General features: G+C 43.4%; 11 protein-coding genes. 6 read left to right on the forward strand and 5 right to left on the reverse strand.

Going from position 1 to position 16,308, the window contains the following annotated elements:
• Positions 1 to 404: 404 nt before the first annotated feature.
• The 4 genes from ACO1R6_RS18300 to ACO1R6_RS18315 all read left to right on the forward strand — a co-directional run bounded on the left by ACO1R6_RS18300 (position 405) and on the right by ACO1R6_RS18315 (position 6,499).
• Entirely contained in the window at positions 405 to 1,106 is a 702-nt protein-coding gene (locus tag ACO1R6_RS18300; protein WP_486266495.1) for an ABC transporter ATP-binding protein, read from the forward strand.
• The gene (locus ACO1R6_RS18305) at positions 1,087 to 3,492 is read left to right on the forward strand and encodes an ABC transporter permease (RefSeq protein ID WP_486266496.1); all 2,406 of its coding nucleotides are present in this window, start codon (positions 1,087 to 1,089) and stop codon (positions 3,490 to 3,492) included. Before ACO1R6_RS18300 ends, ACO1R6_RS18305 begins: the two co-directional genes overlap by 20 nt.
• A 326-nt stretch (positions 3,493 to 3,818) precedes the next feature.
• Positions 3,819 to 5,672 (forward strand): M61 family metallopeptidase, encoded by a 1,854-nt coding sequence (locus tag ACO1R6_RS18310; protein WP_486266497.1) that lies wholly within the window; start codon positions 3,819 to 3,821, stop codon positions 5,670 to 5,672.
• Positions 5,673 to 6,019: 347 nt separating this feature from the next.
• Positions 6,020 to 6,499, forward strand: coding sequence for a hypothetical protein (locus tag ACO1R6_RS18315; RefSeq protein WP_486266498.1), 480 nt, complete (start codon positions 6,020 to 6,022; stop codon positions 6,497 to 6,499).
• Between the two features lie 482 nt (positions 6,500 to 6,981).
• On the opposite strand, the gene ACO1R6_RS18320 is transcribed toward ACO1R6_RS18315, so the two are convergent.
• Together ACO1R6_RS18320 and ACO1R6_RS18325 are read right to left on the reverse strand one after the other, a co-directional pair.
• Complete coding sequence (locus tag ACO1R6_RS18320; RefSeq protein WP_486266500.1) at positions 6,982 to 7,383, reverse strand: hypothetical protein; 402 nt, start codon at positions 7,381 to 7,383, stop codon at positions 6,982 to 6,984.
• Positions 7,384 to 7,475: 92 nt separating this feature from the next.
• Positions 7,476 to 8,027, reverse strand: coding sequence for a hypothetical protein (locus ACO1R6_RS18325; RefSeq protein WP_486266501.1), 552 nt, complete (start codon positions 8,025 to 8,027; stop codon positions 7,476 to 7,478).
• Positions 8,028 to 8,471: 444 nt separating this feature from the next.
• On the opposite strand from ACO1R6_RS18325, the gene ACO1R6_RS18330 reads away from it, so the two are divergent.
• Together ACO1R6_RS18330 and ACO1R6_RS18335 are read left to right on the forward strand one after the other, a co-directional pair.
• Complete coding sequence (locus tag ACO1R6_RS18330; protein ID WP_486266502.1) at positions 8,472 to 10,040, forward strand: glycoside hydrolase family 10-like protein; 1,569 nt, start codon at positions 8,472 to 8,474, stop codon at positions 10,038 to 10,040.
• Positions 10,041 to 10,078: 38 nt separating this feature from the next.
• Complete coding sequence (locus ACO1R6_RS18335) at positions 10,079 to 11,023, forward strand: tetratricopeptide repeat protein (protein WP_486266503.1); 945 nt, start codon at positions 10,079 to 10,081, stop codon at positions 11,021 to 11,023.
• Positions 11,024 to 11,219: 196 nt separating this feature from the next.
• Here the strand turns inward: ACO1R6_RS18335 and ACO1R6_RS18340 are convergent, their stop codons facing one another.
• The 3 genes from ACO1R6_RS18340 to ACO1R6_RS18350 form a co-directional block, all read right to left on the reverse strand.
• Entirely contained in the window at positions 11,220 to 12,059 is an 840-nt protein-coding gene (locus tag ACO1R6_RS18340) for a DUF4397 domain-containing protein (protein ID WP_486266504.1), read from the reverse strand.
• Positions 12,060 to 12,089: 30 nt separating this feature from the next.
• Positions 12,090 to 13,796: a SusD/RagB family nutrient-binding outer membrane lipoprotein gene (locus ACO1R6_RS18345; RefSeq protein WP_486266505.1), complete on the reverse strand. Its 1,707-nt coding sequence runs from the start codon at positions 13,794 to 13,796 to the stop codon at positions 12,090 to 12,092.
• A gap of 12 nt (positions 13,797 to 13,808) precedes the next feature.
• The coding region (locus ACO1R6_RS18350; protein ID WP_486266506.1) for a SusC/RagA family TonB-linked outer membrane protein at positions 13,809 to 16,308 on the reverse strand (2,500 nt) is incomplete at its 5' end.

Raw genomic sequence — 16,308 nt, forward strand, 5'->3', positions numbered from 1 at the left:
TTTGAGCTCTTAAAATATTGATCTATCACTATTCAAAATAATCAATAAGGTGTGAAAACTTTGTCTGTTACTGATAAACAAATGGGGTAAGGTAATTTTTAGCTTGTCACTTATAAAAATATAAATCTAACGGAGCAGCTACAAGCCTTGTGCCAATACACATTTACTCCCCTAAGGCAAATCCAAGGGCAATATTCTCTGTTTGCATCTCCCCTATCAACTTGGGTGGTGTCCGGTATCAGGCAATAACTGTACGTTACCGTACAGTAAAATTAAATATTTGCTTTAAAATGCAGGTAATTTTAGGCTATTAACACATCCTGAAAAATGGCACCTTTCTTGAAAATCCGGCAGAAGGGCAATCTATCTAAAAGGAGCAGCTTTGTTACAGGCGGCCAAAATGTATGCTAAAGCTGATAAATTTACAAAAGAAATATGTTAATGGGGCCGTAGAAACCCTGGCCTTAGCTAATATTTCATTGGAAATTAACCGGGGCGAGTTTGTGGCCATTATGGGTCCTTCGGGTTGCGGCAAATCTACTTTACTCCATTTACTGGGTTTACTCGATAACCCTACGGCGGGGGCATTATATTTTCTGGGCAAAGACGTTTCGCGGTATACCGAAAAGCAGCAGGCCGAACTCCGGAAAGCAAATATTGGATTTATTTTTCAGAACTTTAATTTACTCGACGAACTAACAGTATCCGAAAATATTGAGCTACCGCTTATTTACCAGCATTTACCGGCTACGGAAGTAAAGAAACGGGTAAACGCCGCCCTTTACCAAATGCAAATCGGGCACCGCCGAGAGCATTTTCCGGGGCAATTATCGGGCGGAGAGCAGCAACGGGTGGCTATTGCCCGCGCAATGGTTACCAAGCCGGCGCTTATTTTGGCCGATGAACCTACCGGCAACCTCGATTCGGCTACCGGCCAGGAAGTAATGGAATTACTCTCAACTTTAAACCAAAATGGTACCACAGTGGTAATGGTTACGCACTCACCAACTCACGCCGAGTATAGTCATCGCATTATCCGTTTATTCGACAGCGAAATTTTAACCCAACATTGTACGCCCAAAAACTATGTTAAAGAACTACTTTAAAATTGCCTGGCGCAACTTGCACCGCCATAAAATTTATTCGGCAATAAATATTCTGGGGCTGGCAACCGGCATTTCGGCTTGTATTTTAATCTTTTTATTTGTAGAAGATGAACTCACGTACGAGCGCCAGTTTAAACGGGCCGACCGGATTTACCGCGTAGTAACCGACCTGGTAATGCAAGGGCAGCACGATAAAAATGCAGTTACACCGTTTAGGCTGGCAACAACTTTAGATAAAAATTACCCCGAGATAGAAGCTGTAACCAAAGCTTTATCAATAGCCAAACAAACCCTATGGATTGGTGAAAAAGCTTTTAACCAAGAAGACCTGCTATTTGCCGATAGCAGTTTCTTTAAAGTTTTTGATTACCCGTTTATTTTGGGCAACCCGGCCACAGCGCTAAATGCCCCCAAAACCATAGTATTAACCGAAGAACTGGCCATTAAATATTTTGGCAGCCCGGCCGCCGCTATGGGGCAATTGGTAAAATTCAGCAAAAACACCCACCAGGTTACGGGGGTTATTAAAAACCCCGACCATTCGCATTTAAAAATTAGTGGCTTGCTTTCGGCTATTACATTGGGCCGCGGCGTACCCGATATTAATGTGCCCACCACGCTTACTAATTGGCTCATGCTAAACTGGTACACGTACGTGCTGTTGCCGGATAAAACGCAAGCGGCCGGTTTGCAAAAAAAGCTGGATCTACTGAGTAAAACTACCATTAACCCCTGGATAAAAGAAAACCAACTAACCGCCAGCCTAAACTTTTACCTGCAACCTATCCGGGAAATACACCTGAACCCCGAATGGAAAGAAGGGCCGGCGCCAACTGGTAACAAAGCCTACGTATATATTTTTAGTTTTGTAGCCGTTTTTATTTTACTAATTGCCTGTATCAATTACATGAACCTGGCAACGGCCCGCTCGGCCAAACGTGCCCGCGAAGTAGGTTTACGCAAAGTGGTAGGCGCTTACCGGTCGCAGCTTATCCGGCAATTTATTGGCGAGTCGGTCCTGATTACAGTGTTTGCCATGTTGCTGGCTTTGGCTTTGGTAGAAATCATGTTACCGTACTTTAACCAACTTACAAATAAAAACTTCCGGTACACTTACTTTACTGATACCTCTTTTGTGCTGGCATTACTGGGTATAATTTTATTTGTTGGGTTAGTGGCCGGCAGTTATCCAGCTTTTTTCCTGTCGGCTTTTAAACCCGTAGAAGTACTTAAATCTGATAAAAGCCCGCATGGCGGCAACAGTTGGCTGCGCAAATTTCTGGTAGTGCTGCAGTTTACCATTTCGTTGGTTATGATTATTGGCACTTTGGTGGTTTACAGCCAAATGCAGTTTATTAAAAACGCCAACCTGGGTTTCCAGAAAGAGCAGGTAGTAGTAATTGATGTACCCGTAGGCGACACTACGCTGATTAATAAACTGCCCGAAATAAAGCAGGAACTACTGGCCAACCCGACCATCGCAAGCGTTTCGAATACCACGTATATTCCTGGTACGCCCACCAGTACCATTATAACCTTGCTGGAGCAAAATGGCAAACAAACCGAGCGTACCAGTTACGTTATTGCCATTGATTATGACTTTCTGGAAGTACTAAATATTCCCTTGGTTCAGGGTCGTAATTTTGGACAGGATATGGCTACCGATTTAAAAGAAGCCGTGCTCATAAACCAAGCCATGGCCAGAAAAATGGGTTGGCAAAACCCAATTGGCAAAAGAATTCAGTTTGGCGATTACGATGCTAAGGTAATAGGCGTGGTTAAAGATTTTCATTATGCCTCGTTGCACAGCGCTATAGAACCGCTCATTATGGCTTTGAAACCGGCCTCGTGGGGATATTTGGCCGTTCGGGTAAATACCCAAAATTTACCGGCTATACTCGGGTTTATTCAGGATAAATGGAAAGACTTTGATCCCAAACACCCCATGGAATATTTTTTTATGGATGAGTTTTTTGACCAGCAGTATCGTACCGAAGAAAAGATGCTGGCCATATTTGGTTATTTTGCCGCTTTAACCATTATTATTGCCTGCCTCGGTTTATTTGGCCTTACCTCTTTTACGGCCCAGCAACGCACCCGCGAGATCGGCATTCGGAAAGTAATGGGTAGTTCGGTAACCGGTATCATTATTCTCCTGACGAAAGATTTTGCCTTACTCGTAGTTGTTTCGATAGTACTGGCGACGCCCATTGCCTGGTACGGCACGCACCATTGGCTCCAGGATTTTGCCTATCGGGTTCCACTCGGTTTGGGTATATTTTTCTTGGCGGGGGCTTTTGCCATGGTAGTAGCCATGCTCACGGTTAGTTTGCAAGCCGCCAAAGCAGCCACCGCCAACCCGGTAAAAGCCTTACGATCCGAATAAAATATTCAACCCAAACCATTTACCTTAGCCTTGCCGGTAAATTATTGTTATCTAAACAGTTACAAACCTATTCAACAGGTTAACCCCGAAGGCAAATAGACTTTTACTTAACTCAAATTATTTAAAATATTCATTTACAAGCATAACCCTTAGTCTAAATATTCCTGACTTTTGCTCCGGTTTAAGTTTGCTTGCTACATCAGCTAAAATATTGCTAGCTTTCCGTTGCCTGGTGTAGCCAATATTTGCGGCGAATTTACGTATTACCTTAACAGTTTTTTCTTAAACCTCTAAACAGCGTGCGTACCACCTCGATTAATTTTCTTATGAACCGTTTTCTGTTTTTGTGCCTTGCCATAAGCCTGCGGCTTAGTGCATTTGCTACCGATAATCTGGTAAAAGAAAAACCATACCAATTTACGTTAAACCTAACCCAGGTAAAAGACGACCGGATACAGGTTACCTTAAAATCACCCGATATTAAGGAAGCTGAAATTATTTACAACATGCCTAAAATTGTGCCAGGCACCTATGCGGTTTATAACTTTGGCAAATATTTAACGGGGTTTAAAGCAACCGATAAAAAAGGCCGGTCTTTGCCCGTTGAAAGACTAGACGAAAACCGCTGGAAAATAAGCAAAGCCAAATCACTGGACCAGATAACTTACTGGGTAGACGACACTTTTGATAAAACCCGCAAAGATGAAATTGTATTTGAACCCGCCGGTACCAACATCGAAGAAAATAAAAACTTTTTACTTAATACCCACGGGTTTATAGGTTACTTCGACGGCATGAAAAGGGTACCTTACGAAATTACCGTTACCAAACCCGAGCAGTTTTACGGTTCTACCCCGCTTAAAGCCATTAAAACCACCCCCACTGCCGACACCTACCGCATTGATTCTTACATGGAAGTGGTAGATGCCCCCCTGATGTATAGTTTACCCGATACCGCCATGCTTAAAATTGGTGGTGCTGATGTACTGGTTTCGGTTTATTCGGCTAAAAACGATGTAAAATCAGAAATAATTGCCCAAAATATTAAGCAGATCCTGGAAGCGCAAAAAAATTATTTAGGTGGCCAGTTGCCCGTAGATAAATACGCTTTCCTGATTTATGTAGACGACGCGTATAATACCACCGGGTCTTACGGAGCTTTAGAGCACTCGTATTCGTCGGTGTATTATTTGCCGCCTTTTAACGCACAACAAATTGCCAATCAAATCCGGAGCATTGCCGCCCACGAGTTTTTTCATATTGTAACGCCGCTTAGCATCCACTCCGAAGAAATCGGCGATTTTGATTATATCAATCCTAAAATGTCGAAGCATTTGTGGTTGTACGAGGGTGTTACAGAATATTTCGCGACCCACGTGCAAGCCAACCAAAAACTGTTGAGCCCCGAAGAATATTTAACCAAACTACGGAGTTACATTGCAGGTTCGTTGCGCTACAACGATACCTTACCTTTTACGGTTTTGAGCAAAGGGGCCTTAGATGTACACGAAAATCAGTATGGAAATGTGTATCAGAAAGGCGCTTTAATCGGGCTGGCTTTAGACATTCGCTTACGCGAATTATCAGACGGGAAATACGGGTTACGCCATCTCATGACCGATTTAGCCAAAACTTACGGCAAAGATAAATCTTTTAAAGACGAAGAATTATTTGATAAAATTACCGCGCTTACCTATCCCGAAATCAGAGACTTTTTCCGGCAATACGTTGAAGGAAATACCCCCTTGCCCTACGCCCAAATATTTGCTACCGTAGGTATAACTTACCAGCCGCAAGCCACCGAACTGGTTAATACTTTTGGCAAGGTAGAAACCGGGGTAAATCAGGACGGTCGGGTTACTATTGCAGGCACCGCCAACATGAACGAATTTGGTAAAAAAATGGGCTACCAAACCGGCGATATTCTACTCGAAATCAACGGCCAGGACGTAACAACTGCTAATTTAGGAGCCATGATAAACAAACACGTAACCAGCGCTGAACCCGGCGCACCCTTAGAGGTAACTGTTAGCCGCAAAGACAAACAAGGTAAAATTATCCGGCAAAAATTAGTAGGTAAAATTACTCAAACACCGGTTACAACCATGCACTTATTACGCCCTGATCCGGCAGCCACTGAAAAGCAAAAAGAACTCCTGCAGGCTTGGTTATACGATTAAATGTAAAAAGGGCATATAATTTTAGAAAGGATTTCCGGCAACATTTGTTTATACAAAAAAGGCCGGGAATCCTTTATTTTTACCCTCTGTTTCGCCTATTCGCAGTTTGAGATATCCAAAATTCAAAAAAAATAAATACACTAAAAATATAATATTTGTTACTTTATAACACTATTTAAAGCCATATAAACATATAAAACAGCCTATAATAGCATTAAAACGCATATTATTAAAATATTTATACGCAAAAATACATGTTACCTTCACCGGCACATTGTCCTTTTACCAGAAATAATAACTTAGTACGTTTGTCTTAATAAAAACTGCTAATACTACTGCTAACCATTATGAATACTTCTGACATCATAAACAAAACGCTGGCGTGGCTCTACATAAAAGAACAGGAAATACCTGGCAATATGTGGGATATTACCGGCTACCTGGATTCTATTGGCGAGCAGCACCAAAGCGATGCAATTGGTTTAGAAATGGCAGAACGGGGTTATTTACGGACTTACTACCGCTACGAAACCAAAAACGTTTTTAATGCTGCCATCAACTTTGTTGGGATGGAGCAAGTGGCGCCCGAAGAAGTATTCTCCATGACGCAGATTGTTTTAAACGTGCTGAACTGCGAACCGGAGAAGCACCACGATATTTCGGACCTGCCCGGTTTGGAAACCAAAAACTGGACCGAGTTAATTGAATTTGCCCGTTACCTTTTAAAACAAGGCTGGATTGAAGCTAAAGTTATTAGCGACAAATTACTCGTAAAATTAACCATCGAAGGCAGATTGTACCTCCGGAACTGCGATTTCTTCGCCTAAGCTTTTAAAGCTGAAATATTTGTAAAACGGTTAAAGATAATATATAGAAACAACCTTACTCCTTAGTTAAATATTTAAAGTTTGTAACTCCCTAGTTTTAAGCACTCGCTTAATTGTAAGGGTTAAATTAAAAACTTAAAAGTTTAGTAAAAAATAAGATTAGGTAAAACTAATTAAATATAGCATTTCTGATTAAGCAGGAAAAATATATACCCATAAAAGCTTTCTGGTTTTGAGATGGGTTTGATATAAACAACTACTTGATCAATAGTTTGTTTTGTTTGTGTGTGATTAATCCGAATAAAAGCCCGCCTAAGCGGGCTTTTATTTTGCTGATAAATTATGGGTTTTGTTTCTGGCAGAAAGTAATTATTATTTTATTATAAAGATTGCGGCTTAAAAGAAACACGTTTTAAATTGCCACCACAAAAAAGCCGGGTAGCTTTAAACTACCCGGCTTTTAAAATTTTGTAATAATGGCTTTAACGTTTATCCGCCGGTGCTTTATTCGCCGAGAGTTGTTTAACCATATCGTCTAAAATTTCTTTGCTGTAGCCAATCCGGTTGGCATAATCTAAGCAAAGCGCATATTCTTTTTTATGAATTTGCCCGTCTTCCAGCATCATTTGCACCAGGGTTTGTAATTCCATGGTTTTTTGCAAGCCTTCGGCCGGAATGATAAAACTTAACAGATGCAGGTTATCGGCAATGGGCATTACTTCCTCGGGGCTTAGTCCTAAACGGTTGCCTACATCTAATAAAAACCGGCCTTCATCGGCTTCCAAAATGCCGTCGGCGGCGGCCAGTAAAATCAGGTTCTGAAAAAATGCCAGTTTTTTCTGCTGCGTATCCAGCAAACTTTCCATAGATCGTTCTTCCTGCATGGTATATTTAAATTTAGCTTTTATCTTCTGGAGGTATTACCAGAAACCACTTGTTAGTTCAACAACGGCCGAAAGACAAAGTTGTTGCCATTTTACCAGTTAAAAATGCCCCGCCGAGGCTCTTCTTTTTTATTATTCTTTTTATTGCGGTCGTTGTTCTTGCCACCTCCAAAAATGCCAAAGCGCTTCTTTTCTACTTTTTCTTTTACCAAAATATACCGCAGGGTAAAGCCACCATCCAGGGTAAGCCAATCTTCGTGGCTGGCATGCACCGCCGGTTTTAAATCTATAGATAGCACCAGCGGGAATACCGGCAATTTTAACTCACCTCCCAGAATAGCATCGGCCCCATAAAAACCGCCATAATCTTTTAAAGTACCCGCGTGCACACCAGCACCTATATAATAATTAAATCCTTTACCAATTATCGGGAAATGCTTTTGAATTAATAAAGTACCATCTACTTCTCTACTACCGGCGGCCACAATACCCTGTAAGGTTACCTGTTCGAATATTTTTTGCTGTACTGATACGCCAAAATCGTTGCGGCCAAACCGAACCCCGGCGTTGGTGCGGTATTTCTGCGCCGAAACCGACAGGGCTGTAAGCAAAAGAAAAGAGAGCATTAAAAGGTGTTTTTTCATGATTTGCAAAGAAATGTTAGATCGTAATTGGTAAAAAAGATTTGGGTTTTACGTAAGTTTGGCGTTTGGGTATAAGTGGTTTTACCACCTTTGTTTACAAAAGTAAACCCCACAACTTATATTTTTATTTTATTCTGATCTTACTTAATCAAATTCTATACCTGCTTTTTAATATTTAAATTTTAGCTGGTAGTTTGTGTCTCGTTTTTAACTTTAAATATCCGTTAAGTCGGTTAACTACTTTTACTACCTGCCTCTTATTTTCATTCCTAAATTTTGCCTGCTTTAATTTGTCTAAAGGCTAAGCTGATAAGGGCAAAACTCAAGTTTCATCTAAATATTAGCGCTAATTTTTTGTTTGGCCTGTTGCCAATCCGCGGCATATTCTCAAATTTGTAATTAATTCCTCTTTTAAATTTTGCCGGCTGCGCGTGCAGTTTCTTCATGAAATACTTTATCTTTTTTTTACTTGCTTATTGCTTTATTACCGAAGGTATAGCCCAAAATCAGCCGCCTAAACGTGAGTTCCGGGCCGTGTGGATTGCGAGCGTGGCCAATATAGACTGGCCCAGCCAAAAAGGTTTATCGCCGGTGGTACAACAAGCCGAGTACCGGTATATTTTAGATGAACAACAAAAAAATGGCATGAACGCGATAATTGTACAGGTTAGGCCTGCCGCCGATGCTTTGTACCGGAGTGGCTTAGAACCTTGGTCGGAGTGGCTCACGGGCAAACAAGGACGCGAACCAAATCCGCCTTACGATCCATTAACTTTTTTACTCGACGAGAGCCACCAACGCGGCCTGGAATTTCACGCCTGGTTTAACCCTTACCGCGCTACTTTCGATACAGCTTCGGTAACCGATGCAAAACACATTACCAAGACCCGTCCGGAGTGGTTTCTGACCTACGAAGGCAAATTAATTTTTAACCCGGGTTTGCCGGAGGTACGCGCTTATATTACGCGGGTAATAATGGATGTGGTGCGGCGGTACGATATAGACGGGGTCCACTTTGATGATTATTTTTACCCGTATCCGGTACCAAATAAACCTATTCCGGACGATAGTACCTTTTTACAATACGGAACTGGTTTTGCTAAGAAAGACGACTGGCGGCGCAACAACGTAGATTTACTTATTAAAACTATTTCCGACAGTATTAATGCTACCAAACCGTACGTTAAATTTGGCATTAGTCCGTTTGGAGTCTGGAAAAACCAATCCGAAGACCCGCTGGGCTCAGCTACCCGCGCCGGTGCGCCCTCTTACAGTGCGCTCTACGCCGATACCCGCAAGTGGCTGCAAGCCGGCTGGATAGATTACCTGGTACCACAGGTTTACTGGCACATTGGCCATCCGGCTGCCGATTATAAAACCATAGTTGAATGGTGGACCCGCAACAGCTTTAACCGGCATTTATATATCGGGCACGGCCCGTATAAAATAAATAAAGATGTAAACCAGGCCTGGCATACTGCCACCGAAATACCGCGCCAATTGCGGCTAAACCGCTCTTTGCCTTTGGTACAGGGCAGTGTTTTCTTCAGTTCTAAATCTTTAATGAATAATCCTAACCACGTACAAGATTCTCTGCGGAATCAGTTTTACCGGTACCCGGCATTATTACCCATTATGGATTGGAAGAAAGGTTCGCCGCCACCGGCCCCAACCAATGTTAAAGTTAAAGACACCTATTTGGGCAATTATTTATCCTGGGAAAACCCAGCTAATTTACCTAACAGGGAGTCGGCCCGCTATTACATTATATACCGGTATTTGGCCCACGAACCAGTAGCCACCAACCACCCGCAATATATTGTTGGTAAGGTATTTGGCGACCAAACTACTTACTTAGACAACTCCGTAGAGCCTGGCCAACGTTACAAATACGCCGTTACAGCGCTCGACCGGCAGCAAAACGAAAGTACTCCTACCGAAACGCCCAACGTTAAAGTTAAAAAGCCGTTTTTAAGAAAAATAAGCCAAATTTTTTCTGGCAATAAAACCTGATTTTGTTTAATTTAGTCATGGGAAGGTATATTACTTGTATGGCAGCAAAATTTTACTTCAGACTATTCTTAATATGCGGGTTAACTTTTGGCTTATTTTCGGCCAAGCCCAACGACCGGAAAGTGCACCGATTGTATAGGCAGGCGCAAATATTTGCCTATAGCGGTTCGCACAAACAAGCACTCAAAAATTTAAATAAAATTCTGGTATTAAATCCGGCTTACGATTCGGCTTTTAACCTGCGGGCCGCCATTAAAATCAATCTAAACGATTACCATGGTGCCCTAGCCGATTACAACCAAGCTTTAAAGCTTAATTCGCGCTATACCCAGGCTTATTTTAATTTAGGCACTTTATTTCTGCAGTACGGGCATTACGAAGATGCCGTTAAAAACCTGGACCAAGCCATTAAACTTAAACCAAACCACTACGATGCCCTTAATAACAAGGCCATTGCCTTAACCAGCCTCCAGCGTTACCGCGATGCCATTACGGTTTATGATACCTTAATTGCCCAAGAACCCCGCCATAGCCGCTATTATTTTAACCGCAGTTTCCCAAAACGTAAATTAGACGACCTGGATGGTGCTTTAAAAGATTTAGACCGAGCTTTGGAATTATACCCTTGGGATTATTTGGCCCACTATAACCGGGGCGATGTAATGATGCAACGCCATAACTACGTACAAGCCATAAAATCTTACGAATTTGCCCGCCGCTTATACCCCAAAGTTTTTTACGGTAACATGAACCTGGCGCGGGCTTACCAATCGGCGGGGCACAGCAGCAAAGCCATTACCATGTACAATCAGGCCATCCGTAAAAATCAAAACAACGGCGAAGCTTATTATTTGCGCGGCAGTGAAAGATTAAAACAAAGAAAATTAAAGCTGGCTTATTCTGATTTAAGGGTAGCTCAGATGTTAGGGTATTCCGCTGCCGCCGAAAAACTTACCCAACTTAAAACAGAACTGGCGTTCTAACTCAGTTTAGTAGTTATAAATATCAGCCTTCCCTTTGGGATAACCGTGGAGATTTAGGTTAAGATTGCAATAATTTAAAGGTGAAATAAAATTCTTAGTTTCTTTGGTAAAAGACTCAACTATTACACCAATATTATACCAAACAAGGAGGGCCACTTTTAGTGGCCCTCCTTGTTTGGTATCAGTCTGTTTAAAACTAGCGTTCTCGCCAGTAATCGATATGGGTGGTTTTGGCTGGTTGCGACCAGGCACCCCGCAGGTAGATGGTATAAACCCGCCCCAGCGCCAAAGTAGTAATTGCAGCCGTTGCGGAAGAAGTCGGATAAGCGGTATACCTGTCGGTTACGGCGGTACTGCCGGCTTTATAAAACTCTATCCGGTAATTTCCCAGGGGCACTTCTACGTAATCGCCAAAACCTTTATATGGAATATCCGAAGCAATTTTTATCCGCATTTCGGGCTCGGCCGGTTGTATAGGCGGTGTAGTAGTGGCCGGTACCGCTTGCCGAACGGCATATACATCGAAGTTGTAAGGCGCATTGGCCAGCGTTTGCATAAACCGGAAATAGATTTTGCCAAAGTTGGCCGGCGGCAATTCGTCTTTGGTTACCAATAACTCGTAATTGTCGGCGGTTCCAATTAAAAAAGCCGAGTTGGTGGTTCCTTCCGGCAGACTCAACCCTTTATTGGCTAATTCTACGGCGGTACCCTTGGTTTCGGAGGTTATAGTGTCGATGGCGGCTAAAATAAAATCGCCGGATGGCACATTGGCATAACCGTAGGTACTGGGGTAAGTACTTCCAAATGCCAATCCCCGGATTATTCCGGTTACCGGTGTGGTGGCAGCCGTAACTTTCTGGCCGTTCAGGAAAAAATTCACCTGCGGAGACCCTTCGGCATGGTTATACAATTTAAGCATGGCCCCAGAGGTTACGTACTGGGTACGATCCGGAATGGCGTTGCCCTGGTCGTCGCAGGCGGCAAATAAAAAGCCAAAAGCCAAAGCACCTATTATTTTATAAAGTGTATTTTTCATAAAAGCTATAAATTTATGTTCCGGCGTTAATTATTCTGGTTTGCTAAACCAGGTCTCGTAGGTATGGTAAGCTTGATCCAGACCACCAATTTCTCTTAAGGCTTCCACATTCCAGATATATTCGGAGTTATATCTGGGCCGTACCCGGTAAGCAGGTTTTCCGTTCTGGGCCGAGGCAATGCTGGTGGGCAAAGTAAAGCCCCGGAAAACGTTATCGCTTGGGTCTGTATCTACTTCTTCGTAAGAGCCGCCATTTTCGCCGCCTACGTAATGGTATCTTCTTAAATCAGACCAGGTTTCGAGAAAACCCCAACCCCATTGGGCAATATATTTCTGCAACATTATATGCGAAAGGGTTAAGTCGGCCGGCGTTTGGGGCATTAACTTAGGATTAGCCAGGTACAGGGCTCGGCGAGCATCAAAATTAGCCCGGTCGGTAGTGGCGGTGGCAGTAAAGTAAGCACCGTTTAAAAAGGTTCTTACATAGTCTAAGTGAGCGTTTACGCCAGCATTGTAGGCGGTTAAAACTACGTCTTTGGTTCCTTTTTTATAGGCTGCTTCGGCTTTAATAAACTGCAACTGGGCATAAGTCATTATTGGGAAACGGGCTGCATTCTGAAACAAATATTTACCGGGTGCGGCGGCTACGCTGGCGGTTACATCAGAGGCAATACCGTACAAATTATTAGGGCGTTGGTTTACCGTTGGATATTCAGAAGTTAAACTGGTAAAGGAAATACCGCGGTAGTTGCCATCGGGAGCCGGCGCCAGCATAACCGGCAACCGGGGGTCTTTCAGGTGCTGGGTACTAAAAAGCGCAACCGGATCTTTACCGACCAAGGTGGGATCCTGCAACACCGGATTGGTACCATCGAGCAAGCTCACAATAAATTTAGACTGCCGCACATTGGTAGTAGCCACTGTAGTACCAATAAAATTGCCCCGCAAAGGTCCAAAAAAGCTAGCATCGGCCGAAACAGCCCCGGTAAAACGCGCGGTCGCATCGTCGTCGTTATTAACAAACGATTTATTTACGTACTCAATAACCTGGTCGGGATTGTATTGGGTAGATTTATTGCTTAGGTGCTGGGCATTAATGGCCAATACGCCGTAGGTAAATTTCTCCCACTTGGCTACATTTCCGCCATAAATTAAATCGCTTTCGCTTAACCTGGAATTGGGATGCGGTTCGGCTTTGGCTTTTTCAAAATAAGTAAGGGCCAGCTCGGCATAACGTTTTACCTCGCTGTAAACCAGTTCCTGCGCATCGTACTTAAAAGCCGATTTAGTAGGATCAAAAGCTTCGGTATAAATAATTTCGCCGTGGGTATCAGTAGTTATTTGCCAGTTAAAAGCATGTAAGGCATAACCAATGGCTACAAAATCCCATTTTTTCTGTTCTTCGGCTTTGGCAATCATGTCGCGCAGGTTCAGGCCCATGGTATAATATGTAGAGCGCCACACCTGCCCGGATATATCATTGCCGCTTACAAAACTGTGCTGATCCCAGGAAGTTTCTGCTACGGTGGCATGCCAGTTGGCGGTATAACGCGCCAAATAACGGCCATCCTGTTGCAAGGCCAAGGCCAGCTCCGATAACATAGGCGCCAGGTACAAATGCGGATCTACTACCTGATCCGGACCGTTGGGGTTGGTATTTACATCGAGGTAATCTTCGCAGCCAGTAGTGGTTAAGAGGCTGGCCGCCATAAACGTAATATATAATAATTTCTTCATGCTGTATTTAAATTAAAAGCCCACATTAATGCCAATATTCAAGCCCATGGGCATAGGCAGGTTACCATAATCAAAGCCGCTACCACCGCTACCACCGGTAGCCAGGCTGGTGGCACTACCCACCGGATCTAAACCAGAATAATTGGTAAGTAAAAACAAGTCGGTGCCGGTTATGAAAATACTGGCCGATTTTGCTATTTTGGTTCTTTGTAACAGATAGTTAGGCAAGCTATAGCGTAGCGTTACATCCCGCAGGCGCAACCAGTTTACATCTTTCTCGATAAAATCGACCTCGCCGGAAGTAGCCGAGTAGAAATTGGAATCCCAGGCCGGATTTATAACAATATTGTTTTTAGTGGGATTCTCGGTATTTTCTAAACCATCTTTTAAAATGCCTTCGTAAATTCTGGGCTCTAGCCGGTCTAAGGTTCTTTTACTTAATCCCCGAATGGTAAGAAAATGCTCGGTAGCGTTAAATACATCGCCGCCTTTTCTGAGTTCGAATAAGAAATTAAGCGAAAGCCCTTTGTAAGTAAAGGCATTGGTTAAGCCCACAATAAAATCGGGCGTGCGGTTACCAACTACCACCCAATCGGTAATATTTCTTACCGGATAACCCGATGCTGGATTTATCAGAATATCGCCATTTTGATTGTGTTCGTACTCATAAGCCGTAAACGAATTTACCGGGCCACCTACCCGCGAGCCATTCCGTACGTTGTTGTATAACCAGGTATCGGAGTTATAATATTCCGGTATAGACGAGGGCAGCTTAACCAAAGTAGAGTAGTTGTGGCTAAAATTGGCCAATATATCCCAGGAGAAATCCGGGAGCTGCACCGGCGTGGCATTTAACTGAATTTCGAATCCACCGGTTTCAATTTCACCGGCATTAAAGGTTTTCAGAATAAAGCCTGTACCGTAGCTCAGGCGCATGCCTCTTACAATCTGGTCTTGGGATCTTTTATTGAAATAAGCAAAATCAAACCCTAACCGGTTGTTAAAGAATTTAAACTCGGTACCCACTTCATAAGAAGTAGTTATTTCAGGAACCAGGGCTTCGCTGGGCCCATTGGTGGCGTAGCCAAAACCGCCGCCGGTAGTAGAACGCGGCTCTAACCAGGGCCGAATCATGTAAGGAGCCGCATCTTTACCAACCTGGGCCACCGAAGCCCTGATTTTACCATAAGAAAGCACATTTCTGATGTTGGCTAAGGGTGCCAGTTCGGTAAATACAAAGCTTAAACCAGCCGAGGGATAAAAGAAAGAGTTATTTTGTACGGGTAAGGTAGAGCTCCAGTCGTTTCGGGCAGTCAGGTTCAGGTACAGCATACCGTTATAACCTACGTTAAGACTCGAAAATACCCCCACCAAACGGCGTTGGGTTATCCGGTTGCGGCCACGGTTAGTAGTTGGGTCGGTGTTTTCGATCGAATACAGATCGGGCGCCAGGAATTTTGTACCCTGCACGGCCTGCATGTAGTTGTTCTGGTCGTAAATGGCACTACCCACTTTAAAATCGGTGCTTACCTTATCACCAAAAAAAGAATGGGTAAGCTGGGCATAATATTGCATATTTAAGTTCCGGTCATTATCAACCGCCTGGTCAAAAATACCACCGGTTGTGCCGGCCATTCTGGACTCAGGATGCCGGATTTGGGTAATGCGATTGGTATAATAATCGAAACCAACGTTACCGACAATTTTTAACCATTTGGTGGGATCAATTATCAGCTTGGCGTTGGTGATATACCGGTCGTTAGTAGAATTAATGGAATTACTATTTACGTTAAAAAACGGGTTTTCTAATTCCGAAGTGGTAGTTGCAGCCGAGAAGAATTTTCGGTTGCCGTTTTCGTCTAAATAAATTCTTGCATCTTCGGTAGAAGGCCAGGACAACAAACCCAGCAAAGGACCGCCGCTCACACTAAATACCGACTGTACATCTGATTTGGTATAACCCACCGAAACATCGGCCGATAAATATTTGCTAAACTTAGATGTAAGGGCGGTGGTAAAATTAAATTTCTGCTGGCCGGTGTTGGGAATAAAAGAGCCCGCATCGGTATAAGAAGCCGCTACGCGGTAAGTAGCATTTTCGGTACCGCCCGAAACCGATACATTATGTTTTTGGCTGTTACTGGTCTGAAAGAAATTCCGGACGTTATCGTAAAATTGGGTTCCTTCCGGATATTCTGAGCCAAAATAAGTAGTAATGGTGCTACCCTCGTTTGTTACCCCCAAACTTCCCCTACCGTAAATCTGCTGAATTTCTGGAAACCGCACAAGCCGGTCCATCCGGAAACTATTGCTGTAGCTAATTTGCGGGGCACCGGTTTTGCCGCGCTTGGTGGTAATAACAATGGCGCCGGAGGCCGCATCAATTCCGTACAAGGCCGAAGCTTCCGGTCCTTTCAGAATAGTCATACTCTCAATATCTTCCGGGTTAATATCTGCTGCCCGGTTACCGTAATCTACGCCCCGGTTTTCCAAAGCATTGCCGCCGGCAAAA

The sequence above is a fragment of the Adhaeribacter sp. genome (assembly GCF_057359045.1).

Bases quoted from the DNA above. Each gene is read 5' to 3' on its own strand.
- ACO1R6_RS18305 (WP_486266496.1), top strand. From the start codon at position 1,087: ATGTTAAAGAACTACTTTAAAATTGCCTGGCGCAACTTGCACCGCCAT.
- ACO1R6_RS18320 (WP_486266500.1), bottom strand. From the start codon at position 7,383: ATGCAGGAAGAACGATCTATGGAAAGTTTGCTGGATACGCAGCAGAAA.
- ACO1R6_RS18300 (WP_486266495.1), top strand. From the start codon at position 405: ATGCTAAAGCTGATAAATTTACAAAAGAAATATGTTAATGGGGCCGTA.
- ACO1R6_RS18335 (WP_486266503.1), top strand. From the start codon at position 10,079: ATGGCAGCAAAATTTTACTTCAGACTATTCTTAATATGCGGGTTAACT.
- ACO1R6_RS18345 (WP_486266505.1), bottom strand. From the start codon at position 13,796: ATGAAGAAATTATTATATATTACGTTTATGGCGGCCAGCCTCTTAACC.
- ACO1R6_RS18310 (WP_486266497.1), top strand. From the start codon at position 3,819: ATGAACCGTTTTCTGTTTTTGTGCCTTGCCATAAGCCTGCGGCTTAGT.
- ACO1R6_RS18340 (WP_486266504.1), bottom strand. From the start codon at position 12,059: ATGAAAAATACACTTTATAAAATAATAGGTGCTTTGGCTTTTGGCTTT.
- ACO1R6_RS18330 (WP_486266502.1), top strand. From the start codon at position 8,472: ATGAAATACTTTATCTTTTTTTTACTTGCTTATTGCTTTATTACCGAA.
- ACO1R6_RS18315 (WP_486266498.1), top strand. From the start codon at position 6,020: ATGAATACTTCTGACATCATAAACAAAACGCTGGCGTGGCTCTACATA.
- ACO1R6_RS18325 (WP_486266501.1), bottom strand. From the start codon at position 8,027: ATGAAAAAACACCTTTTAATGCTCTCTTTTCTTTTGCTTACAGCCCTG.